Origin of the sequence: uncultured Devosia sp., assembly GCF_913055165.1 — a bacterium.
In the GTDB taxonomy this organism is placed as follows: Bacteria; Pseudomonadota; Alphaproteobacteria; order Rhizobiales; family Devosiaceae; genus Devosia.
The window spans coordinates 1-24575 of record NZ_CAJXJS010000052.1; the positions used below are offsets into that span (position 1 = coordinate 1).

Consider the following 24575-nt stretch of genomic DNA (forward strand, 5'->3'; position numbering starts at 1 on the left):
GGTTGGTTCCACCATCGAAGGCGAAGTCAAGAACAAGACCGAATTCGGCCTGTTCATTGGTCTGGAAGGCGATGTGGACGGCATGGTTCACCTCTCCGATCTCGATTGGCAGAAGTCGGGCGAAGTCGCTCTGGACGACTACAACCGTGGCGACATGGTCAAGGCCAAGGTGCTCGACGTCGATGTCGAGAAGGAGCGCATCTCGCTCGGCATCAAGCAGCTTGCTGCTGACGACCTGGCCGATACCGGTTCCACCGATGGTTCGGGTCTGCGCAAGAACGCCGTGGTCACCACCGAAGTCGTTGAAGTCAACGATGGCGGTATCGAAGTGCGCATCGCCGACAGCGATGTGACCGCCTTCATCCGCCGCGCCGACCTCAGCCGCGACCGCAACGACCAGCGTCCCGAGCGCTTCGCCAAGGGCGACAAGGTCGATGCCCGCGTCACCCAGTACGACCGCAAGACCGGCCGCATCCAGCTCTCGATCAAGGCGCTGGAAATCGCCGAAGAGCGCGAAGCGGTTGCCAACTTCGGTTCCTCGGACTCGGGCGCTTCGCTCGGCGACATCCTGGGCGCCGCCCTCAAGGATCGCGACACCAAGTAAGGCGTCAGCACGATCTTGAAGCTTTCGACCCGCGCCAATGGTGCGGGTCGTTTCACGTATAAGGATTGGATGATGATCCAGTTTCGCGACGTCGCCTGGCGCGCCATGAGCGGCTATGATTTCAAGGCCGTGTTCGACATCGCCAATAAGGTGCATCCGGGCTTTTTCGAGGCCGAGGCGGTGCTGGCGGAGAAGTTCACGCTATACCGCAATGGCTGCTACCTACTCGAAGTCAGCGAAAAGCCGGCCGGCTATGTCCTCAGCCATCCCTGGAAGCGGGGCAGCCTGCCCGCGCTCGACACGCTGCTGGGCCAGCTCCCCGCCGATGCCGACAGCTACTACATCCACGATCTGGCGTTGTTGCCGCTGACGCGCGGTGTGGGCGCCGCTGGCCAGATCGTCGCGGCGCTCACCAAGCACGCCCAGGCCATGGGTTTTGCCACCATGAGCCTGGTGGCGGTCAATGGCTCGGTGGCGTTCTGGGAAAAGCAGGGTTTTGTTGCCGAGGAGCGGCCCGAGCTGGCCGACAAGCTCAAGGCCTATGAGGATGCGGCGCGCTATATGGTCAAACAGTTGGTCTAAAGCCAGCAATGGTCCCCGCCTTGCCATCCGGGCGCGACACCGCTACCTGCTAGGCAAGACCGGAGACGCCGCCGTGACCGACCAGATGCATCATGACATTCTTGCTGCCGACCGCTTCCGCCGCTCGCGGGGGGTGTGGCGCATCCTGGCCCTGCTGGCGGCGGTTGTTGCGGTGCTGGCACTGGTGGGACGCTTCGCCCTGCCCGGCCTGCCCGAAGGCGATCGCATTGCCCGGATCGTGATCGGTGGCACCATTGCCACCGCCCCGTCACGCTCAAAAGTGATCGACGAGCTGATTGCCGATGATGCCGTCAAGGCCGTGATCGTGGCCATTAATTCTCCCGGCGGGACCACCGCCGGCGGGGAAGAACTTTATGAAGATCTGCGGCGGCTTTCGGCCGCCAAGCCAGTGGTTTCGACCATCGACGAGCTGGGGGCTTCGGCCGCCTATATGACGGCCATCGCCACGGACCGCATCTTTGCCAGGCGCCTCTCCATCGTCGGCTCCATCGGCGTGCTCTACCAGCATGTCAATGCCGGCAAGCTGCTGGACACCATTGGCGTCGATCTCGACAAGGTGGCATCGGGCCCTCTCAAGGCGGAGCCCGATTTCGACGAACCGCTGACCGGCGCGCCACGGGTCTCGATCGGCGAGCTGGTCGAGGACAGCTTTGCCTGGTTTGTCGATATCGTGGCAGAGCGGCGCGGCCTGACCCGGGCGCAGACCCTGGCCCTGGCCGATGGCCGCATCATGACCGGACGGGTGGGTGTGGAGGCGGGACTGATTGACGCAATCGGCGGCGAGCATGAGGCCCTCGACTGGCTGGAGGCCGAACATGGCATCGACCCGGAGAGCGCCATTGTCACCGTCTGGCCTCAGGAAACGGGGGAATTCTCCTGGATCGGCGATCTGATCGGCTCGTCGGCCCGCTCGATCCTGGGTCTTTCCAGCGAAGGTCCTGTGATGCTTGACGGTTTGGTCTCGCTTTGGCAGGTTGAATAGACCCCGAGGAGGGGCAATGGGTCGATACCGGAGCCTTTGATGATCAAGTCTGAACTTGTCGAGAAGCTCGCCGCGGAGAACCCGCATCTTTTTCAACGGGACATCGAGAACATCGTCAATGCGATCCTGGACGAGATCGGGGACGCGATGGCGCGCGGCGACCGCGTGGAATTGCGGGGCTTCGGCGCCTTTTCGGTGAAGAACCGTCCCGCCCGGGTCGGCCGCAACCCGCGCACCGGTGAACAGGTTGATGTGGGTGAGAAATACGTGCCCCAGTTCAAGGCCGGCAAGGAAATCCGCGAGCGGTTGAACCGCTCGTAGTCCCTTCTGGCGCAGGGGAAAGGACCGGAGCCGCTGGCTCCACGGGAAGATCGAATGGTCAACAAAATCGTCGGCTGGCTGGTCCTGGTGCCACTGTGCGGGTTGCTGATTGCCTTCGCCCTGGCCAATCGCCATTTGGTGGTGGTCAATCTCAATCCCTTCGTCGCACCCATGGACAATACGGCACCGGGATACGGCATCCCGCTTTTCGTGGTCCTCTATATTGTCCTGCTCATCGGCGTGCTGCTGGGCGGTACAGCGAGCTGGTTTGCCCAGGCGCCGCACCGCCGGCGCGAGCGTCACTGGCGGCGCGAGGCCCAGCATCTGAGCCAGGAGCTGGACGCGCTGCGCAAAAGCAGCGGCGAGGTCCGCAAGGGACCCATGGCCGATGTCGACGATCTGCTGGAACTGCGATGATGGACGGCGCAGTGCGGCTCCTACCTGTCTTTCCGTCCCTTTGAGCCACCCCCTATCATGACCGATCCATTGATCGTCAAAATCTGCGGCATCAAGACCCATGAACTGCTCGACGCGACCATTGCCGCCGGGGCGGACATGGTGGGCTTCATGCATTTTCCGCGCTCGCCGCGCCATGTCTCGATCGACGAGCTGGGCGGGCTGATTTCCGCGGCGCGCGGCCGCATCCAAAGCTGCGTGGTGCTGGTCAATCCGGACAATAGCTGCGTGGCCGAAGTGGCAGCGCTGGGTCCGGACTGGATCCAGTTGCATGGCCCGGAAACGCCGCACCGGGTGGAGGCCATCCGCGCCGAAGCCGGGGTCGAGATCATCAAGGCACTGCCCATCGGTTCGGCCGAGGACATTGCCCAGGTCGCCGGTTTTTCCGAGATTGCCGACCGCGTTCTGCTCGACGCCAAACCACCCAAAGGGGCCGATCGGCCGGGGGGGCTGGGCGAGAGCTTCGACTGGAGCCTGCTCGAAGCGCTTGACCCATCCATCCCCTTCATGCTTTCCGGAGGCCTGACGCCGGACAATGTGGCCCAAGCCATCAAGCAGGTGAAGCCTATGGGGATCGACGCGTCCTCGGGACTGGAGACTGCGCCAGGCGTCAAAAGCAAGCAGCTGATCGAGGCGTTCATCCGCAACGCCAGGGCGGCCGTATAGAGTAAGCATGCCGGGGATGTTCTCGGCATTGGCCGAGAGGATCACATGGACCGCACCAATTCTTTGCGCAACGGGCCGGATGAGCACGGACGCTTCGGCATTTATGGCGGACGCTTTGTCGCCGAAACGCTGATGCCGCTGATCCTGGACCTGGAACACGAATATCGCGCCGCCAAGGCCGATCCGGCCTATGCGGCCGAACTCAAGCACCTGGCCATCCACTATACCGGGCGCCCCAGCCCACTTTATTTTGCCGAGCGGCTGACCCAACATCTGGGCGGGGCCAAGGTGTGGTTCAAGCGCGAAGAGCTCAACCATACCGGCAGCCACAAGATCAATAATTGCCTGGGACAAATCCTGCTCGCCAAGCGCATGGGCAAGACCCGCGTCATCGCCGAGACCGGCGCCGGCCAGCATGGCGTGGCCACGGCCACGGTCTGCGCCAAGTTCGATCTGCCCTGCACCATCTTCATGGGCGCAACCGATGTTGAGCGGCAGATGCCAAATGTGCTGCGCATGAAAATGCTGGGCGCCGAAGTGCGGCCGGTCACGGCCGGCGCCGGCACGCTCAAGGACGCCATGAACGAGGCCCTGCGCGACTGGGTCACCAATGTGGACTCCACCTACTACCTGATCGGCACCGCCGCCGGCCCGCACCCCTATCCGGAAATGGTGCGCGACTTTCAGTCGGTGATCGGCACCGAGCTCAAGGAACAGTTCCGCGAGGCAGAGGGCAGACTGCCGGACGCGGTGGTGGCCTGCGTGGGTGGTGGCTCGAACGCCATCGGCACTTTCCACGCCTTCCTCGATGATCCGGACGTTGCCCTTTATGGCGCCGAGGCGGGCGGGCATGGCATTGACGTGGACAATGGCCACGCCGCCTCGATGACCGGCGGGCGCCCCGGGGTGCTGCACGGCAACCGGACCTATCTCTTGCAGGATGCGGACGGCCAGATCCTGGAAGGCCATTCCATTTCGGCCGGGCTCGATTATCCCGGCGTCGGCCCGGAACACTCCTGGCTGCATGATACCAAGCGCGTGACCTATGCGCCGATTACCGACAATGAGGCGCTGGACGCCTTCCAGCTGTGCACGAAAATGGAAGGCATTATCCCGGCGCTGGAAAGCGCGCACGGGCTGGCGCAGGTGGTCAAGCTGGCCCCCACGCTGGACAAGGACCAATCAGTGGTACTGTGCCTCTCCGGCCGCGGCGACAAGGACGTGGAAAGCGTCGGCAAATATCTGGGAATGCTGAAATAATGACCACGCGTATCGATGCGCGCTTTGCCCGGTGCAAGGCCGAGAACCGCCCCGCCCTCGTTACCTATGTCATGGGCGGCGACCCGGACCTGGCGACCAGCCAGGCCATTCTCAACGCCCTGCCGCAGGCCGGGGCCGATGTGATCGAACTGGGCCTGCCCTTTTCCGATCCCATGGCCGATGGCGTCGTTATCCAGATGGCGGGACAGCGGGCCCTGGCCGCCGGACAGACTCTGCTGGGCGTGCTTGGCATGGTCGAAGAGTTCCGCCGCAAGGACGACACCACTCCCATCGTGATGATGGGCTACTATAATCCCATCTACATTTTCGGCGTTGACCGCTTCATCGCCGCGGCGAAGGCGGCCGGGGTGGATGGATTGATCATCGTTGATCTGCCGGCCGAGGAGGATGAGGAATTGTGCATCCCGGCGCTCAAGGCGGGGCTCAACTTCATTCGCCTCACTACGCCGACCACCGATGACCGGCGCCTGCCGGTGGTGCTCGAGAACACGTCGGGCTTTGTCTATTACGTCTCCATGACCGGCATTACCGGGGCTGCCATCAAGTCGCGCGCCGCGGTAGGCGAAGCGGTCCAGCGCATCAAGAGCCACACCGACCTGCCAGTGGCCGTGGGCTTCGGCATCAAGACCGCCGAGGATGCCGCCGAGATCGGCAAGCATGCGGACGGCGTCGTTGTCGGCACGGTGCTGGTCGATGCGGTGGCCAAATCGCTGGATGATGGCAAGGCCACGGAGCGAACGGTTGCGGCCGTCAGCGATCTGGTTGCCGACCTCGCCGCCGGGGTGAAGCGGGCACGCGGTTAACGCTGTCCACAAGCATAGGATCAGGCGCTTTGCGGCTCGCCGCAGGGCCTGATAAGAATTGCCACAATTGACGACTACGTGATCGAACGAGATCACCGCGAAAGGCCGCGCCATGAACTGGATCGACAATTTCGTCCGCCCCAAAATCCGCTCCTTCCTCTCCAACAAGCGGGAGACGCCGGAAAACCTTTGGGTCAAGGACCCGGAATCGGGCGAGATGGTGTTCTATCGCGATCTCGAGGCCAATCAGTGGGTGGTGCCCAATTCGGGATACCATATGAAGATCAAGCCTGCCGATCGGCTGGCGACTTTCCTCGACGATGGCAAGTATGACCTGGTCCCGGTAGCCTCGGTGCCGGTCGATCCGCTGAAATTCCGCGACCAGAAGCGCTATACCGACCGCCTCAGGGAAAACCGGGCCAAGACTGGCCACGAAGATTCGGTGATTGTTGCGACCGGCAAGCTCTATGAGCGCCCCGTGACCGTGGCCATCCAGGACTTCGACTTCATGGGCGGCTCGCTGGGCATGGCAGCCGGCCAGGGCATCATTACCGGCATTGAAACCGCCGCGCGGCTCAAGACGCCCTTCATCCTGTTCGTGTCCTCGGGTGGCGCGCGCATGCAGGAAGGCATCCTGAGCCTGATGCAGATGGCCCGCACCACGGTGGCAGTGCTGCGCCTGCGCGAAGCCGGCCTGCCCTTCTTCGTGGTGCTGACCAATCCGACGACCGGTGGCGTCACCGCCTCCTACGCCATGATCGGCGACGTGCATATCGCCGAGCCGGGCGCCTTGATCGGCTTTGCCGGCCAGCGCGTGATCGAGCAGACCATTCGCGAAAAACTGCCCAAGGGCTTCCAGCGCTCGGAATATCTCTATAGCCACGGCATGGTGGACATGGTCGTGCATCGGCACAATCTGCGCTCCACCATCGGTTCGCTCGCCGCCATTCTGACCAATGCGCCCCCCAATGAGGCCATCAGCGCCAGTGAGCCCAAGGCGATTGCCGCGCAGACCAGCCTGCGCGAGGCGGCCGTGGCTGCAGAGGGCGATGACGACATCGAGCCCCCCGCCGCTGCTGCTCACGCCGAGTAAGGCCTGACTGGACAGGTGCGGGCTGGACAGGTCCGGTCCGCAACTGTTCTATCCGGGCATGAATGCTGCTGCCCGATTCCCCGATGTGATGTTGCTGGCCGCCGGCCTTGGCACACGGTTGCGCCCGATCACCGAGACGCTGCCCAAGCCGCTGGTGCCAGTGGCCGGGGTGCCGCTGATCGAACGGATCATGGCCAATGCGCGGGCCGAGGGCGCGAGCCGCTTCGTGGCCAATGCCCATTACCGTGCCGACCAATTGCTGGCCCATTTCGGCGGCCTGCTGAAGGTCAACCGCGAGGAGGTGCTGCTGGATACCGGCGGCGGGGTCAAGGCGGCGCTGCCCATGCTCCATTCAGACCCCTTCCTGGTGATGAACACGGATGCTTTCTGGCCTTTGGGCAGCGACGCCCCACTGGCGCGCATGCAGCAGCGCTATCGGGAGGATGCGGACATAGTGCTGCTCTGCGTGCAGCCCGGCCGGGCCAGCGGTTTTACCCGCAGCCATGACTTCTGCCTTGATCCGATGGGCCGGATTACGCTCGATTACGGGGCGCCGGTCATCTATGGCGGTGTGGCGCTGATGGGCCGGGCCCTTTTCGCCGAGACGCCGGACGGCCCCTTCTCGCTGAACCTGTTGTTCGAAAGGGCGCTGGAGCGCGAAACCCTCAAAGGAGTGGTGCTCGACGCGCCCTGGTTCCATGTCGGGGACGCAGCCGGGTTGGCGGCCGCCGAACGGGCCCTTGCGGCATGACGCTGTTTTCCATCGCCCCACATACCCCGTTCCTGCCATGCCTGGTGGATGCAGTGATGGATGGGCGGCTCTTGCGCGGCTGGGACCGGACAGGCCCGTTCTGGCTGTCCGACGTCACCATCATCCTGCCCACCCGCCGCGCGCTGGACAAACTGGCCGAGGCTTTTGCCGAGCACCCCGACTATGGCGGCATGCTGCCCGACCTCCGGACCTTCGGCGGCGAAGCGGCGGACGAGGAGCCTTTCCTGCCGCCCTTCGAAGCCGAGAAAGACCCAAAGCCGGCCGGGCCGCTGCACAGGCGGCTGGTCCTATCGCGGCTCGTGGCCGGCTGGGCCCACACCGATCAGGGCCGCGAGGCCTTTTCGACCCCGCCCACGGCCGCCGAAATCTTCTCCATGGCCGAATCTCTGGGGCGGCTGATCGACGATTTGCATATCGAGGAGCGCAGCGCCGCCGATATCCGCGCGCTGGGTACCGAAATGGCGCAGGAACTGGGCAATTACTGGCAGCAGACACTGCAGTTTCTCGACATCGCACTAGCGGCCTGGCCGGCTTGGTTGGCCCAGCACGAGCGGGCCGACCCGGCTGCGTTGCGTCGCAAGCGCCTGGACCGGCGGGTGGCGGCAGCGCCATTCCTCTATGGAGACAGGCCGGTGATCGCGGCAGGGTCGACGGGCTCCATCCCCGCCACGGCGCGGCTGCTGCAAACCATTGCCGGACTGCCGCGCGGCGCTGTGGTACTGCCCGGCCTCGACATGGCGATGCCCCCGGAGATGCACGAGGCGCTTCTCGATCCCGATGACAATCCGCATGGCCATCCTCAATACGGTCTGACGCTCTTGCTACGGCGCTTCGGCGCCGGCGTGGGCCAGGTGATCGAATTGTGCGGCGCCGATCATCCTCGGACCGGGCTGGTCAATCTGGCACTGGCACCGACCGCGCGCACTGCCCTGTGGCCGGAGCAACGCTTCTCCCCGGCCGCGCTGGAGACGGCGCTGGACGGGGTCTCGATCATCCGCGCCCGCAATGAGGACGAGGAGGCGCGCGCCATTGCCCTGGCCGGCCGCGCCGTGCTGGCCAAGGGGCAAACCGTGGGCATTGTGACCCCGGACCGCAATCTCGCCAGACGCATAGCCGCCGAACTCAAGCGCTTCGACATCGTGGTCGACGATGCCGCGGGCACCCCGCTCTACCTGGCCCCGGCCGGGCGGCTGGCGCGGCAATTGCTGAGCCTGGTGCAGACCGATTGCGCGCCAGTGGATCTGCTGACAGTGCTGCGCAACCGGGCCACGACCTTGGGGTTGTCCCGCGGGGCCGTGGTGGCGCTGGCCGACGATATCGATCTCGGCCTTTTGCGCGGGCAGCGCCCCGCACCGGGCGTAGCCGGCCTCCGGGCCATGCTGGCGGCGCATCTTGCCGGCAAGCTCAAATATCCAGCACGCCAGCTTTTGCCGCAGCGGGGCGCGGAAATTGGCGATCTGCTCGATCGCCTGGAAACCGCCCTGACGCCGCTATCGGCGCTGATGAAGCTGCGCGAACTCCCCGCTTCGGCCCTGGCCAAGGCGCTGGGCGCGGCGCTGGCGGCCATCAGCCCCCAGGCCCCCCTGCCCGGTCGCACCGAGTTCGAGGCCTGGGTCGCGGAGATGCAGGCGCTGTCAGGCGAAGGGCATGTGTTTCCGCCCCGGGGGCTGGAGGATGTGCTGGCAGCGCTGATGACCGGCATAGAGGTGCGCTTTGCCGGCCTTGAGGAGCGCCGCCAGGACATTGCCATCTGGGGGCAGCTCGAGGCCCGTCTGATGAGCCCGGATGTGCTGATCCTGGGGGCGCTCAATGAGGACAAATGGCCCGAAGCGGCCGATCCGGGACCCTGGCTGAGCCGCGGCATGCGGCTGGGTGCCGGACTTGAGCCGCCGGAACGGCAGCAGGGCCTGGCCGCCCATGACTTTGCCCAGGCGATGGGCAATGGAACCATTGTGCTGGCCTATGCGGACCGGGTTGGCGCCGGCCCCTCGCTGCCGTCGCGCCTGCTGCAACGGCTCGACGCCTTTGTCGGCGCAGATGCCGCAAAGTCCTTGCGAGGCCGGGGCGATATCTGGCTCCAGCAGGCGCGACAGATCGATGCGGTGGACGCGGTCCAGGCGGCCCCGAGGCCCCAGCCCAACCCACCGGTCGCAACCCGGCCGCGCAAGCTCTCGGTCACCGAGGTCGAGACACTGATGCGCTCGCCCTATGATCTTTATGCCAAATATGTGCTCAACCTCAGGCCGCTGGACCGGCTGGGCGAAGATCCCGACGCGCGCGAGCGCGGCACCATTATCCACGCGATCTTTGCGCGCTTCGTCTTCGAACAGCATGATCCGGCCGACCCGGGGGCACTGGAGCGGCTGATGGTGACCGCTGCCGAGGAGTTTGCCGGCCTCGAGGCCATTGGCGAGCGCCGCGACATCTGGCTGAGGCGCTTTGCTACGGCAGCCGAGCAGTTCCTGGAGTTCGAGCGCGACCGGGCCGTCTTTGTCCGCAAGCGCCATGCCGAGGTGGCCGGCCGCTGGGACCTGCGCCTGCGGGAACCCTTCGCCATTACCGGGCAGGCAGATCGCGTCGATCTGCTCGATGACGGGACGCTGGAGATTCTGGATTTCAAAACTGGATCGCCACCCAGTGCCGCAGCCATGAAGGCCTTCGAGGCGCCGCAATTGCCGATCGAGGCCATGATGGCGCTCAATGCGGGCCTCAAGGACATTCCGCAGGCCGACACCAGTGCGCTGACCTATATCAAGATCGGTTTGGGGCCCGATGCCTTCAAGCCGAGCGCCTTTACCACTGAAGATGGCATGAGCGTGATGGAGGCCGCCCAAGAAGTGTTCCGGCGGGTGCAGGGCCATATCGATTATTTTCTGTTTCACCAGACAGCCCTGCCCGCCCGGCTGCTGCCGCTCAAGACCCAGCGTTTTGCCGGCGCCTATGATCACTTGGCCCGAGTGGCGGAGTGGACGGCGGTCGACGGGGAGGAGGAGCCATGAATGATCGTGGCGACTTGGTCGTCCCGGCCGATACCAGCGCCAGTCAAGCATTGGCCGGCAATCCGGACTATTCGATCTGGGTGGAGGCCAATGCCGGGTCGGGCAAGACCTTCGTGCTCACAACCCGCGTGCTGCGCCTGCTCCTGGCTGGAGTGACGCCGCAATCGATCCTCTGCCTCACCTATACCAAGGCCGCGGCGGCCGAAATGCGCAAGCGCGTGGGGGAGCGACTGGCCGCCTGGGCGGTGGCAGATGCCACCGAACTCGGCAAGCAATTGCGGGCGCTGACCGGCCAGGAACCGGCACCGGGACAGCTTAAGGCCGCTCGGACGCTGTTTGCCAAGGCGCTGGAGACGCCGGGCGGGCTCAGAATCCTCACCATCCACGCCTTTTGCGAGGCGGTGCTGCATCGCTTTCCCATTGAAGCCGGGGTGCCGTTCGACTTTGCCGTCATCGAGGATGACCGGCAGGGGCAGATGCTGCTGGCGGCGCGGGAAAGCGTGCTGGCAGAGGGGCTGCGCGGCGGAGAACATGCCGAGGCGGTGGAAACGCTGTTCGGGCTTTTGAGCGATCACGCCATCACCGAGGCCATCGGCGCGGCCCTGAGCGAGGGGGCAAGGCTGAAACCGGTACTGGCTGACATCGCCGGGGCCAAACAGCGCCTGCGCCGGCTGGTCGGGGCGAGCGGATCGGCAACCGACATTGCCCGGCAGATCACCGAAGGCACTGCGCTGACGATATCGGTCTGGCAGGAAATCGTGTCGAGCTTTGATGCCAGTCCGGCCGGCCGCCGCTTCATCGACCTGGTGGCGCGGCTCGACCCGGCGCGGTTGAGCGCCAGTCAGCTCTGCGACCTGTTTCTGACCGAGAAGGACGGCGAGAAACGGCCCCGCGCCAATCTGCTCAATGCCGAGCAGCGCAAGGCCAAGCCGCTGTTGCAGCCCTTGCTGGAGCAGGAACGCGCACGCGTGTTCGAGCTGGAGGCGCAGCTCAATGGCGCGCTGCTGGTGGAGCGGAGCGAGGCGGTGCTGGGCGTGGTCGCCGCCATTGCCGCGCGCTATGAGCGGGAAAAGCGGCGGCACGCCCTGCTCGACTTTGACGACCTGGTGGAAAAGCTTGGTGACCTGTTCGCCAACCAGGCCCTTGGTCCCTGGGTGCAGTACAAGCTCGATGCGGGCATCGACCATATTCTGGTCGATGAAAGCCAGGATACCAACGCCCAGCAATGGCGCGTGGTCAATGCGCTGGCCGAAGAGTTCTTCGCCGGTGCAGGGGCCGTCAGCCGGCCACGCTCGGTCTTTGCGGTGGGCGACCAGAAGCAGTCCATCTACTCCTTTCAGGGGGCTCAACCGGTGCTGTTTGGCGCCACCGGCCGCGTCATGGCGCGGCGGGCCCTGGAGGCCGAAAAGCCATTCCGCAATGTGCGGCTGCACACCAGCTTCCGGACCCTCAAGGGTATATTGGATGCGGTGGACCGGGTCTGCGACCGCCCCGATATCCAACTGGCCTTGCTGGCGGATGAGAAAGTCATCCACCAGCCGGCCCGCAGCCAGCCGGGCGGCACGGTGACACTGTGGCCCCCGGTGCAGGAAGAGCGGACAGAGCGTGACGCCAGCCAGTGGCCACGCGAGCCGGTCGAGGCCGAACAGAGCGCCAATCGGCGCGTCGCGCAGCGCATTGCCCGCGAAATCCGCCGCTGGATCGATAAGGGGCGCCTGTTGGGCGAGCGCAACCGGGCGGTGCGGCCGGACGATGTGCTGATCCTGGTACAGAAGCGCGGTGCCCTGTTCCAGGAAATCATCCGCGCCTTGCGGGGCGAAAAATTGCCGACCCCCGGAGCCGACCGGCTGGCGGTGACCGGCCATATCGCCGTGCTCGACCTGATCGCCCTGATCGATGTGCTGCTCAATCCGGCCGACGACCTGCAACTGGCCGCCTTGCTGCGCTCGCCACTCTTCGATCTCTCCGAAGATGACCTGTTCGCGCTCGCCCATCCACGGCCGGCCGGTCAGACCCTGTGGTCGGCCTTGTTTGCAGCGGCGGACGGGCCGGCAGCACTGGCAGCGGACAGGCTCGGGCGCTGGCGCGCCGCCCTGGATATGGAACGGCCGTTCGAGTTTCTGGCCGGGGTGCTCTATGCCGAAGGCGGGCTGAAGCGCTTCCACACGCGCTTGGGCACCGAGGTTGATGACGTCTTGTCCGAGCTGCTGGATCTGGCGCTGACCCATGAGCAGGGTCCGCAGCCCTCGCTGCAGGGCTTTGCCGCCGAGATGCGGCGGCGCGCCGTGACCATCAAGCGCGAGCTGGCCGAGAGCGGCGGTGGCGTGCGTGTGATGACGGTGCATGGCGCCAAGGGGCTGGAAGCGCCGATCGTGATCCTGGCCGATGCCACGGGCAAACCCAGTCCGAGCCAGACGGCGCGGCCGGTCTATGTGCTTGCCGAAGAGCCAGGTCCGCTGCTGCTTCATGCGCCCTCGCGCAGCCAGCATGTGCCAGCCACCGCGCAACTGCGCCAGGAGATCGATGCGACCCTAGATCAGGAATATTGGCGCCGTCTCTATGTGGCCATGACGCGCGCCGAGGACGAGCTCTATGTCACCGGGCCGGTGGGGCTCAAGGGCGGCGTCACCGGCTCATGGTATGACGCCATAGAATCGGGGCTGGGCGAGGCGGCGCAACCTGTGGTCGATGCCGCCGGTGAAGTGGTTGAACGGGTGTTCCCGGCGCCGGCGCAGTCCCGCTTCCGGCCCGAGACTGGGACGCGACCGCTCGCGGCGGCGGCCCTGGAGCTTTCACCGGTTCCCGCGCCAGACAAGATCGAAACGGTGGCGCCGTCCTATGCTGCCATAGCAACGCCGAAATCCGGTGCCCTTGCGACCAAGGCTGAAGCGCTGCGCGATGCCGAGGCAGCCCGGCGCGAGGGGCTGGCGTTGCATGCGCTGCTCCAGCACCTTGTGCGGGTGCCGGAAGCCGAGCGCCCGTTCGTGGTCCCCCGGGCCCTGGAAACCCTGTTGCCCGAGGCACCGGAAAACCATGAACGGATCGGTCGCAGGGTCCAGTCCATCCTTGTCAATGCCGAGCTTGCCGATCTGTTCGGACCGCAGAGCCGTGCCGAAGTGCCGTTCCGCGTAAAGGCGCGGCGGCAGGGGCGGGACATTTGGCTGGACGGGCGCATCGATAGGGTGGTGGTTGACGACTCGGGCGTGCTGGTGGTGGATTACAAGTCCGACACGACGGTTCCGGAAGGAGCGGACGGCGTGCCGGGGAACTATCTCACCCAGCTAGGATTGTATGCGTTGGTTGCAGGTCAGCTTTTCCCCGGACAGCCGGTGCGTGCGGCAATCCTGTGGACAGAGTTGGAATCATTGATGAAATTGCCGAACGGACTGCTCGAGGCGGCCCGGGCGGACTTCACCCTGCGGTGATCTGACTTGCCGCAAGGCTGGACTCTCACCAGCTTTGGGGGCAAACAGACCGCCGTTTTCGGACCAGTGCCAGTGGCCAGCGTCCGGATCTGACATACGAAAGCGCGTCGCATCGCCCGGGTCTTGGGCCTGCGTGTCAGCCGCAGAAGTACAAAAGGCATGAAAACCATGACCAAAGCCGTTTCCGAAGCCACATTTGGCCAGGAAGTCCTGAGCTCCAGCGAACCCGTTCTGGTCGATTTCTGGGCTGAATGGTGTGGCCCCTGCCGGGCTATCGCACCGGTTCTGGACGAGCTTTCCTCCGAGCTTGAGGGCAAGGTGAAGATCGTCAAGCTCAATGTCGACGAAAACCCGGGCATTGCGGCCCAATATGGCGTGCGCTCCATCCCCACCATGATCCTGTTCAAGGGTGGCGAGGCTGCTGACATGAAGATCGGCGCCGGCACCCCCAAGGCGGGCCTCACCAAATGGTTGGAAGGCCACGCGGCCTGAGCCTGACCGACTAAAGGTTAGCAAGACACCGCCGGAGCGCTCCGGCGGTGTTTTTGTTTATGAGGCCGGGGCTTGAGGCAAAGCGATCTCCCGGGTCGCGGCGCGCTGCAATTCCATGCCTTTGCTCCAGCGGTCCTGGCGCCTACTATCATCGCCATCTGCCGATGGAGAAAAACGATGACGCTCACTGTGACGGACAGCAATTTTTCCGCAGAAGTGCTGGGCGCGGACAAGCCGGTGCTGGTGGACTTCTGGGCCGAATGGTGCGGCCCTTGCAAGGCCATGGAACCGACCCTTGAAGCCTTGTCTGGAGAACTGGCCGACAGCGTCAAGATCGTCAAGCTGGACGTGGACGCCAATCCCGGCATCACCGTTCAGTACAATGTGCGGGCCATGCCCACACTGATGATCTTCAAGAACGGCCAGCCGGTGGACCACAAGGTCGGCGCCGGGCAGAGCCGGGTGCAATTGATCAAATGGCTGGAACAGCACGCCGCCTGAGCCTTCACCGCTTCTTGAGAAACGAGCTGATCACCGGCGCCAGGACCTCCGGATCATAGCCGTGGTCCTGACCGGACAACGTGCGCCGCTGCGCGCGCGGCAGGCCGGAGGCCACCCAGTCGGCGCCAGCCTTCATGAAATCAAAGCTCTGGTCGCCATCCACCACCAGAGCCGGGGCGGTGATGGCGGACCAGCGCGCCGGCGGTGCATCACCTTGCCGCGCATCGGCCAGCACCCGATAGTCGTGTGCAATGGTCAGGCCCACCGCCGCATAGGCCGGCCAGGCCGGTGACTGCCTGAACCCCTCCAGCGCCTCGGGCGGCATCACATCCTCAAGAAATTCCACCAGCATCTGCTCGGCGCGCCCCTGCTCGGCCAGGGCCGCCATGGCGGCATGATCGCGCTGGTAGTCCTGGGCGCTTCGGGCCGGATCGACGGGAGGCTCATAGAGCACCAGGCTTTCAATGGCCCCCTCCAGCGCAGCGGCGGCTTCGACCGCCAGCACGGCGCCCGAGGACATGCCGAACAGGCTGGCGCGGCCCCCATGCGCCGCTGTCAGCGCGGCAATGTCCTCGACCTCGCGCGCCACAGCATAGGGTCGCGTATCACTGGACTCTCCACGTCCGCGGCGATCATGGATCAGCACCGTGAAATCCGGCGACAGCAGCCGGGCGAGCCTGGGCGTCCCCTCCTGGTCAATGGCGCGATATTGCGTGGCGCCGGCGACGCAGATGAGCAGGGGACCATCCCCGACTGTCTCGTAGCCGATTTGTGTACCGTCCCTTGATGTTACGCTGGCCATGGCCGTCCTCCCGTCTGCAGGCAATGCCGATACGACGAACAGCCCAAGCCGCTTTCGACAGGCTCGTACCGGACTTGCCTTGTTCCGGTCCCTTTGCTGCTGATAAGCATTGGACAACAAGAATGAGAAAAAGACGAGGAGCCCGCCCTTGGCCGCCATCGACTTGACCGCTGCCCCGTTCAACCTCGACGATGAGGCGGTGGCCTGGGTGCATGAAACCCGCGACCGGCTGAGCCCGCGCGACAAGCTGGCCCAGCTCTTCGTGCTGCTCTCGCGCGAGGCCCCGGATGCGGCCCTGGAGACCATTCGCAGTTTCAAGCCCGGCGGCATCACCCGCATCTTCACCGGCGAGCTGGGCAGCGAGATCGCGCTGATGCGGCAGATCGATAGTGCTGGCCCCGTGCCCATGACGGTCAGCGCCGATCTCGAGGGCAGCCGCATGAGCCTGCCCTTCGGCACCGAAGTGCCCAATCCGCTGGGCCTGGCTGCTATCGACGATGTGGAGACCACCACCGCCATCTCTACCATTATGGCCGAGGAGGCTCGAGCGGTGGGGCTCAACTGGAGCTTTACCCCGGTTATCGACATCAACAAGGCCTGGCGCAGCGCCATTGTCGGGACCCGATCCTATGGCGACGACGTCGAGCGCATCGAGCGCCATGCCCTGGCGCAGATCGCAGCATTCCAGGCCAAGGGCGTCGCCGCCACGGTGAAGCACTGGCCAGGCGAAGGCTTTGACGATCGCGACCAGCATCTGGTGACAACGGTCAACCCGCTGACGCTGGACGAATGGGAAAAGAGCTATGGCCGGCTCTATCGCGCCGCCATCACGGCCGGCGTGATGAGTGTCATGTCCGCCCATATCGCCTTTCCCGCCTTTGTGCGCGAACTCGATCCTGAAGCGGGCGCCGAGGCCTACCGCCCGGCCACGCAGAGCGCCGTGCTCAACCAGACCCTGCTGCGCGAGCGGCTGGGCTTCAATGGGCTGATCGTTTCCGACGCCACCCCCATGGCCGGTTTCGGCGATTGGGGGCCGCGCGCCGAAACCGTGCCGCAATGCGTAATTTCAGGCTGCGATGTGATCCTCTTCTCCGACGACCCCAATGCGGACCTGATGTATCTGGTCAAGGCCGTTGCCGATGGGCGTTTGAGCCAGGAGCGGGTAGACGAGGCCGTCACCCGCGTGCTCGCCCTCAAGGCGGCTCTGGGCCTTCACAAGCCCGACCGACCCGAACCGGCGCTTGATACCGCCCAGGCGGTCCTTGGGCGCACCAGGAGCCGCGATACCGCCCGCTCCGCCACGGCCAAGGTGCCGACGCTGGTCAAGGACGTCGCCAATCTGCTGCCGCTCAAGCTGGCCAAGCACAGACGGGTGCTGATCTTCTCGACGGGTGCCGTCCAGCCTTTCGCCCCGGAGCCGCTGCCGCTCTCCCTGCCGGACCTGCTGCGCCAGGAAGGCTTCGAGGTCACCGAATATACGCCCGATCTGCAGGTCAATCCGAAGGACTTTGACCTGGTGCTTTACCTGCTCGCCGAGGAAACGCTGCTGACACGGCAACGTATCTTCCTCAACTGGCGGGCGCTGACCGGCTCGGTGTTCGGCGCCATGAAACGCTACTGGCATGATGTACCCACGCTCATGGTGTCGCTGGGCTTCCCATTCTATCTCTACGACGCGCCGCGGGTGCCCACCTATGTCAACGCCTATGGGTCCAATGAGGATATGCAGGCGGCAGTGGTCGAATGCCTGATGGGGCGGGCACCCTTTGCCGGCAGGAGCCCGGTGGACGCGTTTTGCGGCAGCGAGCAGGCGAAGTACTGAGGAGGCCGGATACGGATCTATTCCTCTCCCCCTCGGGCAGAAGAACAGGCATATCCTAGTCCGGCCGTGTTCCGTTCTTCGCCAGCACATCGCCCGCAAGATAAAGCGAACCGCAGATCAAGACGCGGGCATGGTCTATCTTTGCTGCCTCCCTTAGAGCCGAAGCAACCGAGCGCGCGGCCTTGGCCGGGAAACGCTGGGCGCGGGCGCGCGCGGCGATGTCCTCGCCCTTATGGGCATTGGGTTCACCGGGAATGGTCAGCGCAAGGATCTGCGCCGGATGCAGATCGCGGAAGGTTTCGAGAAAGACTTCCGGGGCACGGTTGTTCATCATGCCCATGATCAGCACCAGCGGCTTTTCCGGCATAGCGGCAATGGTGCGGGCCAGGGCCGCCGCGCCATGTGGATTGTGGCCGCCATCGAGCCAGAGTTCGTGTCCGGGAGACAGCAGGTCGCGCAGCCTGCCGGTGCGGAGGGGCTGCATGCGGGCGGGCCAGGTGACCCGCCTCAACCCTTCTGCAAGGGCCCTCTCATTGATGGGCAGGCCGAAATGGCGCGTTGCCGCGATGGCCAGGGCCGCGTTGTCGAACTGGTGCGGGCCGGGCAGAGCCGGGGGCGGCAGGTCGAGGAGGCCGTCCTCGTCCTGATAGACCAGCCGTCCATCCTGATCAGAGCCGTGGAAATCCTCATTCTGCCAGATCGGCGTGATGGCCAGCCGCCGCGCGGCCCTGTCGAGAACGGCGCGCGCCTCCTCATGCTGAATGCCCATCACCGCCCTTGAGCCGCGCTTGAGGATGCCCGCCTTGTTCGCGGCGATCTCGCCCAGCGAATTGCCCAGGAATCCCTGATGATCGTAGTCAATGGGGGTGATGATGGTCCCCAGCGGGTGGCTGACCACATTGGTGGTGTCATAGGTGCCGCCCATGCCGGTTTCGAGCAGCAGAAAATCGGCCGGGGTTTCGGCGAAAAGCTTGAAAGCGGTGACGGTCGTCACCTCGAAAAAGGTGATCGGAGCGCCCCCATTGGCCGCTTCGACTTCTTCGAGTGCGGCATTGAGCCTGCGGGTGCCGACCAGCTTGCCCGCCAGCCGGATACGCTCATTGAAGCGCACCAGATGGGGGGAATTATAGACATGGACCCGCTTGCCCGCCGCTTCGAGAAAGGCGCGCAGATAGGCGATGGTCGAACCCTTGGCATTGGTCCCGGCCACATGAATGACCGGCGGCAGGCGGTCCTGCGGATTGCCGAATTTTTCGAGCAGCGGCAGCATGCGATCGAGGCTGAGGTCGATCAGCTTGGGATGAAGCTGGCTGAGGCGCTTGAGAATGGCGTCGGTGCGGGACATTCTTATTCCCCAAAATGGGCGCGTTGCCGGATCTACCGCCGGCCCGGCACCTCCCCCTTTGACGGCGGAGGTTGTGAGGGGGTGCGCCATGCAGTCGGTGCTCGTTGCCCCCTCCCTCGCTTTGCTACGGCCGCCGGCCTAGCGCCGCTACCCTCCCCGCGATGGGGAGGGTGACGGAGGAGCAGCTACTTCCGCAGCTCTCCACCGGTCGTCTTGGTGACCGCCGCCACAACCGCTGCCGAGACCTTGTCAATCTCCTCGTCGGTCAGCGTCTTGTCCTTGGGCTGCAATATCACCTCGATGGCCACCGACTTCTTGCCCTCGCCCACATGGCTGCCTTCGAAAACGTCGAAAATACCAACGTCCTTGATCAGCGCCTTGTCGGCGCCGCGGGCGGCCTTGAGGATGGAAGCGGCACTGACGCCGCGATCCATGACAAAGGCGAAGTCGCGCGACACCGGCTGGAAGGGGCTCAGATCCAAGGCAGGCTTGGTCCTGGTGGGTTTCTTGCGGGGCTCGGGAATGGCATCAAGATCGATCTCGAACGCCGCCACGGGGCCTTCAATGTCGAGTTCGGCACTCAGCGCCGGGTGCAGTTCACCGAACCAGCCCAGAGTCACCTTGGGCCCAAGAGCAATACGCCCGCCGCGCCCCGGATGGCTCCAACTGGCCGGCTCGGGCAGGACCTGCACCTTTTCGATATCGACACCCAGGGCGTCGAGCACCGCGGCAAGGTCGGCCTTGGCATCCCAGACGCCGACGGCCTCCGCCTTGCCCGACCAGTGACGGCCGGCGCCGTTGAGCGTTGCCGTGCCGGTGCGGACGCCCGAGGCATAAGTATGCTGGCCTTCCGGCTGGTCCGAAAGGAAGATCTGCCCCACCTCGAACAGCGCCACATCGGCAAAGCCGCGATTGGCGTTACGGCGCGCCCCGGCGATGAGGCCCGGCAGCAGCGAGGGGCGCATGTCGGTCATGTCCGAGGCAATGGCATTGGCCAATTGCCGGTCTTCGCTGCCACCGCCGAAGCGGGTGGCGTCCTCATGGGAGATGAAGCTCCAGGTCACCGCCTCGTCCAACCCGCGTGCGGCCAAGGCCCTGCGAGCGATGCGGCGGCGGTTCTGGATGGTGGTCAGCATGCGCGGGGCGACATGGGTGAGGCGCGGCAGGGGTTCCACCGGCACATTGTCGACGCCCACCATGCGCATGACTTCTTCCACGAGGTCCGCCTTCTGCGTCACGTCCGGGCGCCAGCTCGGTACTTTTACCGAACGCATCGGGCCGGTGCCGTCCATGGCAAAGCCGAGACGGGATAGAATGTCCGCGATGCGGTCTGCGGAAACGTCGAGCCCCGTCAGGCGCTTGACTTCGGACAGCGGGAACTCGACGACCGTATCGGGGAACACATCCTCGCCCGAAGTGGCCGGCTCCATCGGCTCGCCGCCGCACAGCTCCAGCACGAGGCGGGTCGCCAGTTCCATGCCGGGCTCGGTCAGGGCCGGATCGACAGAGCGCTCGAGGCGATAGCGGGCATCGGATACAATGCCGGTCTTGCGGCCGGACTGGGCGATCAGGTCCGGATCCCAGCTGGCGCATTCCATGAAGACATTGGTGGTCTCATCGGTGACGCCCGAGCGGATACCGCCCATGATGCCGCCGAGACAGAGTGGGCCCTTGTCATCGGCGATGACGGTCATGGTTTCGTCGAGCGTGTAGACCTTGTTGTCCAGCGCATCGAAGGCCTCGCCACGCGCATTGCGCAGCACCATCTGGCCCTCGACCTTGTCCGCGTCATAGGCGTGCAGCGGCCGGCCCCAGCCGAGCGAGACCAGATTGGTGATATCGACCACGGTGTTGATGGGCCTCAGGCCCACCGCGCGCAGGCGCTGCTGCAGCCAATCGGGCGATGGGCCGTTCTTGATGCCCTTCAAATAGCGCCCGGCAAATTTGCGGATCGCCTTGGGCTCATCAGCCGAAAATTGATGCGGCAGGGGCGCGATCGGGCTTTTGCCCTTGGACGCAACCGGCGAGAAATCGGTGCTCTTCAGCGTGCCGAGGCCAAAGGCGGCGAGATCGCGCGCTACACCATAGACGCCGGTGGCGTCACCGCGATTGGGGGTAATGGAAATGTCGAACACCACGCCATCCATGCCGGCATAGTCGACATATTTCATGCCGATCGGCGCATCCTCGGGCAGTTCGATAATGCCGTCATGGTCTTCGCTCAGCTCCAACTCGGCATTGGAGCAGAGCATGCCGTTCGACACCTGACCGCGGATATTGCCCTTGCCGATGGTCATGTCCTTGCCCGGAATATAGGTGCCGGGGAAAGCGAACACCGACTTCAACCCGGTGCGGGCATTGGGGGCGCCGCAAACGACATCGATCAGCTCGCCCGTGCCGGCATCGACTTTACATACACGCAGCTTGTCGGCGTTGGGATGCTGCTCGGCGGAAACCACATGGGCGGTGACAAAGGCTTCGAGCGCCTTGCCCTGGCTTTCAATGCCCTCCACCTCGAGACCGATCATGGTCAGGGCCTTGCCGATCTCCTCGGCCGAAGCGGTGGTTTCAAGGTGTTCCTTGAGCCAGTCGAGCGTGAATTTCATGTCTTTCGGTCCTTAGCGGAAGTCGCTTTTGCTGCCTTGGATCGGCGGCAGCGCAGAAGAGAGTTTGAGGAGTTCGACCAGCACATTGGCAAAGCCGCGCGCGTCGTCGATGGCGCGATGTGTGTGGGGGATGTGGCCGTAGAACTCGGCCGGCAGCTTGCTCATGCCCCAGTCGAGATAGGGCGCGCCGCGCAAGGTTCCGGCCATGGTGTAGAGGCAGATGCCGCCGCCCCGGAATATCTGGCGCCCCTTGAAGGGGCCAGAGAGGGCGCGGGTGCCGGCATATTCGTCGAGATAATGGTCCATCCAGAGACCATCAAAAATCATCGGCGCGGCCACGAAGACCTTTGGGCCGGGCAGGCTTTCCACCCAGTCGGCAAAGCGCGGCATGACGATTGCCGGGTCCTCGGCGCCCTCGGTAGCGGCTTGCCACGCTTCTGGCTGCGTCGCCCACCAGGCCATGGTGGTTTCATTGGTGGTGCGGTCGGCGCGGGGCGTCAGCACGGCTTCGAACTCGCCATGGCGTGTGCCGTCGGCCTCGATGGCCACCGAGGCAAAGCTCAGCATCGAATTGTGCAGTGGGGTCGGCCCATCGCTCTCAATATCGGTGACGATGAAGATCGGCTTGGCAACGCGATTATAGACCTCGCGCCCCGCCGGCAGCACCGTCACTAGCCGGAAGGTTTCGCAGACAATCTCCATGTCGGGCGAAAAGCCGCCATTGCGGGCGAAAAAGGCCTCGTGCCCAGCCCGCCATTCGGCATAAGGCCCCTCGCCTTCGAGATCGGTGAAAGAGGGGTCGATATCGTCGAAGCGTTTCACCTCGACGAAGGTCGTTTCGATGACGCAGGCCTCTTCGCCGGCTCCATTGAGCACCACATCGCGCCGCCCGACTTCCGGCATGGGTTCGTTTGCGCCAATGTCGCGCAGCGCGCCACAGGTCGCGGTCTTCTTGCCCGCCAACACCAGCGTAAGCAGACGGTCAGCCAGCTCCGGGGAATCCCCGAAGCTGAAGCGGATCGGCGCTTTGGTATCGGTGGCGGTGGCCATTACTGCCTACCTGGCTCAGTTCCGAAGGTGCTAATAAATTCAGCCACGTCCTTTGGGTCGATGACCATTTGTCTTTTTGCGACATGGCCGACATATGCATCGGTGTCAGGAGCCCAATCAAATTGTAGTCCAACGCGATCTTGGGCCGCCCCTATGAGCCCCGACGACACAGCGATTTCACTTGTGGACAGAAGTTGCTCACCTGTTTGTCCCAGCAGCCTACCAAACACCTCAATTTTGTAAGTGGCCGGAGCCAATTGGAAGTCAGGTTCATCGGGTCGTAGCAGGAAGTGAAAATTGGCGGCGATTCCAGTCTCTGGCACAACCAAACCTGCCCCGCGAAGCATCGACTTCGGTTCCCCATAGACCCACACCGAGAATGTCTGTGAGCGCTCACCTGCGCGCACTCGCGCAAACATGTTTTCCAGAACTGCTCCACGCTTTGATGTCGCAAACATCAGAGCTCGAACAAATACTTGGTTCTTCTTGCCGTTGTCGCCGAACCCGATTCCTACCTGCGTTGGTTTGGTCATCTTAACCGTGCCACGACGCAAGACCGTAAACCAAAATGTCGTGGCCGAGACCACCAAAGCCGCGGCAGAAATGGCGAGGCTAGTCAGTTCCATGTCAGCTGCTCAACCCCCCAAACAGCGTCGGCAGGTCGAGGGGCCTAAATCCGTAATGGTCCAGCCAGCGCTGGTCGGCGTCGAAGAAGGCGCGCAGGTCCGGCATGCCATATTTGAGCATGGCGATGCGATCGATGCCGATGCCCCAGGCAAAGCCCTGGTAGACATCGGGGTCGAGACCCGCATTGCGGATGACATTGGGGTGCACCATGCCGCAGCCGAGGATTTCGAGCCAGTCATTGCCCTCGCCGATCTTCACCTCCGAGCCGGAGCGGTCGCATTGCACGTCCACTTCCATCGAGGGCTCGGTGAAGGGGAAAAAGCTCGGGCGGAAGCGCAGGGTCACGCTCGGTACTTCGAAGAACGCTTTCAGGAACTCTTCGAGCACCCAGCGCAGCTGGCCGATATGGGAGGACTTGTCGATGACAAGGCCTTCCACCTGGTGGAACATGGGCGTGTGGGTCTGGTCACTATCATTGCGATAGGTTCGGCCGGGCATGACCACGCGGATCGGCGGGTCCATGGCCGGGGTGATATAGGGCGCGGCCGGCTTTTCATTGGTCTTTTGCATGACGCGCACCTGCACCGGCGAGGTGTGCGTGCGCAGCACTTTCTTCACCCCGTCCGGGCCGGGCTTCATGAAAAAGGTGTCGTGCATTTCGCGCGCCGGATGGCCTTCAGGGAAGTTGAGCGCGGTGAAATTGAAATAGTCTGTCTCGATGTCGGGCCCTTCGGCGATGGAGAACCCCATGTCCGAGAAGATGGCGGTGATTTCGTCGATGGTCTGGGAAATCGGGTGGATGCGGCCGCGCGCTGTGGGGGCCGGCTTGAGCGGCAGGGTGACGTCCACGGTTTCGGCGGCCAGCCGGGCTTCGAGCGCTGCGGCCTTCAATCCGCCGCTGCGCGTTTCGATCAGCCCGGCGATCTCGTTCTTCAGCCCATTGATGGCCGGCCCGGCCGATTTGCGCTCTTCCGGCGCCATGGAGCCGAGCGTGGCCAGCAGGGCCGAGACCGAGCCCTTCTTGCCCAGGGCGCCTACGCGGACGGCGTCGAGCGCCGCTTCATTGTCGGCGGCAGCAATGGCTGCGGACAGTTCGCTGCGCAGGGTTTCTATCTGGGCTTCCAGGGACATTTTTGTTCTCGAATTCGGACGGACTTGCGGGCGGTGTTAGACCAAAACAAAACGCCCTGCGCCAGCCCTTCCGGGCGGCGCAAGGCGCAATTTTTGACCTCAGCGGAGCTGGTAGGTTTTAAGCGGTGACGCGGGCGTGGGTCACGGTGTCCACGCTTTCCAGATATGCCAGCGCTTCCTTGGCCTTGACGACC

At 64.5% G+C, this 24575-nt stretch carries 21 protein-coding genes; 15 read left to right on the forward strand and 6 right to left on the reverse strand.

Annotated elements, in window-relative coordinates; genetic code table 11:
- The 14 genes from QZ564_RS14795 to trxA (QZ564_RS14860) form a co-directional block, all read left to right on the forward strand.
- Positions 1-604 (forward strand): S1 RNA-binding domain-containing protein (locus tag QZ564_RS14795; RefSeq protein WP_297111555.1); only part of this gene is annotated, 604 nt, incomplete at its 5' end.
- Between the two features lie 72 nt (positions 605-676).
- A complete protein-coding gene (locus QZ564_RS14800) occupies positions 677-1186 on the forward strand; it encodes a GNAT family N-acetyltransferase (RefSeq protein ID WP_297111558.1) in 510 nt (169 codons plus the stop codon).
- A gap of 73 nt (positions 1187-1259) precedes the next feature.
- Positions 1260-2189, forward strand: a complete 930-nt coding sequence (gene sppA / locus QZ564_RS14805) for a signal peptide peptidase SppA (RefSeq protein ID WP_297111562.1) — start codon at positions 1260-1262, stop codon at positions 2187-2189.
- 39 nt (positions 2190-2228) lie between these two features.
- On the forward strand, positions 2229-2510 hold the full coding sequence (locus QZ564_RS14810; RefSeq protein WP_035099264.1) for an integration host factor subunit beta: 282 nt from the start codon (positions 2229-2231) through the stop codon (positions 2508-2510).
- Positions 2511-2564: 54 nt separating this feature from the next.
- Complete coding sequence (locus tag QZ564_RS14815) at positions 2565-2927, forward strand: lipopolysaccharide assembly protein LapA domain-containing protein (protein WP_297111566.1); 363 nt, start codon at positions 2565-2567, stop codon at positions 2925-2927.
- Between the two features lie 57 nt (positions 2928-2984).
- Positions 2985-3632, forward strand: coding sequence for a phosphoribosylanthranilate isomerase (locus QZ564_RS14820; RefSeq protein ID WP_297111569.1), 648 nt, complete (start codon positions 2985-2987; stop codon positions 3630-3632).
- 45 nt (positions 3633-3677) lie between these two features.
- Positions 3678-4892, forward strand: a complete 1215-nt coding sequence (trpB, locus tag QZ564_RS14825; protein ID WP_297111571.1) for a tryptophan synthase subunit beta — start codon at positions 3678-3680, stop codon at positions 4890-4892.
- On the forward strand, positions 4892-5716 hold the full coding sequence (gene trpA, locus QZ564_RS14830; protein ID WP_297111573.1) for a tryptophan synthase subunit alpha: 825 nt from the start codon (positions 4892-4894) through the stop codon (positions 5714-5716). The genes trpB and trpA overlap by 1 nt, the downstream gene beginning before the upstream one ends.
- A 112-nt stretch (positions 5717-5828) precedes the next feature.
- Positions 5829-6809 carry an acetyl-CoA carboxylase, carboxyltransferase subunit beta gene (gene accD, locus QZ564_RS14835; protein ID WP_297111575.1) on the forward strand — a complete coding sequence of 327 codons (981 nt, stop codon included), beginning with the start codon at positions 5829-5831 and terminating at the stop codon, positions 6807-6809.
- 58 nt (positions 6810-6867) lie between these two features.
- Positions 6868-7560, forward strand: coding sequence for a nucleotidyltransferase family protein (locus tag QZ564_RS14840; RefSeq protein ID WP_297111577.1), 693 nt, complete (start codon positions 6868-6870; stop codon positions 7558-7560).
- Complete coding sequence (addB, locus tag QZ564_RS14845; RefSeq protein WP_297111580.1) at positions 7557-10580, forward strand: double-strand break repair protein AddB; 3024 nt, start codon at positions 7557-7559, stop codon at positions 10578-10580. Before QZ564_RS14840 ends, addB begins: the two co-directional genes overlap by 4 nt.
- Entirely contained in the window at positions 10577-14005 is a 3429-nt protein-coding gene (gene addA / locus QZ564_RS14850; protein ID WP_297111582.1) for a double-strand break repair helicase AddA, read from the forward strand. Before addB ends, addA begins: the two co-directional genes overlap by 4 nt.
- Positions 14006-14173: 168 nt before the next feature.
- Positions 14174-14497, forward strand: coding sequence for a thioredoxin (gene trxA / locus QZ564_RS14855; RefSeq protein WP_297111605.1), 324 nt, complete (start codon positions 14174-14176; stop codon positions 14495-14497).
- Between the two features lie 177 nt (positions 14498-14674).
- Positions 14675-14998, forward strand: a complete 324-nt coding sequence (gene trxA, locus QZ564_RS14860) for a thioredoxin (RefSeq protein WP_297111585.1) — start codon at positions 14675-14677, stop codon at positions 14996-14998.
- Positions 14999-15002: 4 nt separating this feature from the next.
- Here trxA (QZ564_RS14860) and QZ564_RS14865 read toward each other — a convergent pair whose 3' ends face one another.
- On the reverse strand, positions 15003-15800 hold the full coding sequence (locus tag QZ564_RS14865) for an alpha/beta hydrolase (protein WP_297111588.1): 798 nt from the start codon (positions 15798-15800) through the stop codon (positions 15003-15005).
- Between the two features lie 148 nt (positions 15801-15948).
- On the opposite strand from QZ564_RS14865, the gene QZ564_RS14870 reads away from it, so the two are divergent.
- Positions 15949-17622, forward strand: a complete 1674-nt coding sequence (locus QZ564_RS14870) for a glycoside hydrolase family 3 N-terminal domain-containing protein (protein ID WP_297111591.1) — start codon at positions 15949-15951, stop codon at positions 17620-17622.
- Positions 17623-17677: 55 nt separating this feature from the next.
- On the opposite strand, the gene QZ564_RS14875 is transcribed toward QZ564_RS14870, so the two are convergent.
- The 5 genes from QZ564_RS14875 to pheS form a co-directional block, all read right to left on the reverse strand.
- A complete protein-coding gene (locus QZ564_RS14875) occupies positions 17678-18967 on the reverse strand; it encodes a folylpolyglutamate synthase/dihydrofolate synthase family protein (protein ID WP_297111593.1) in 1290 nt (429 codons plus the stop codon).
- Between the two features lie 185 nt (positions 18968-19152).
- On the reverse strand, positions 19153-21573 hold the full coding sequence (gene pheT / locus QZ564_RS14880; protein WP_297111596.1) for a phenylalanine--tRNA ligase subunit beta: 2421 nt from the start codon (positions 21571-21573) through the stop codon (positions 19153-19155).
- A 12-nt stretch (positions 21574-21585) separates the two neighbouring features.
- Complete coding sequence (locus tag QZ564_RS19220) at positions 21586-22623, reverse strand: ASCH domain-containing protein (protein WP_363312266.1); 1038 nt, start codon at positions 22621-22623, stop codon at positions 21586-21588.
- Positions 22623-23249 carry a hypothetical protein gene (locus tag QZ564_RS14890; RefSeq protein WP_297111599.1) on the reverse strand — a complete coding sequence of 209 codons (627 nt, stop codon included), beginning with the start codon at positions 23247-23249 and terminating at the stop codon, positions 22623-22625. Before QZ564_RS14890 ends, QZ564_RS19220 begins: the two co-directional genes overlap by 1 nt.
- A gap of 1 nt (position 23250) precedes the next feature.
- Positions 23251-24381, reverse strand: coding sequence for a phenylalanine--tRNA ligase subunit alpha (gene pheS / locus QZ564_RS14895; RefSeq protein WP_297111602.1), 1131 nt, complete (start codon positions 24379-24381; stop codon positions 23251-23253).
- Positions 24382-24575: the final 194 nt, after the last annotated feature.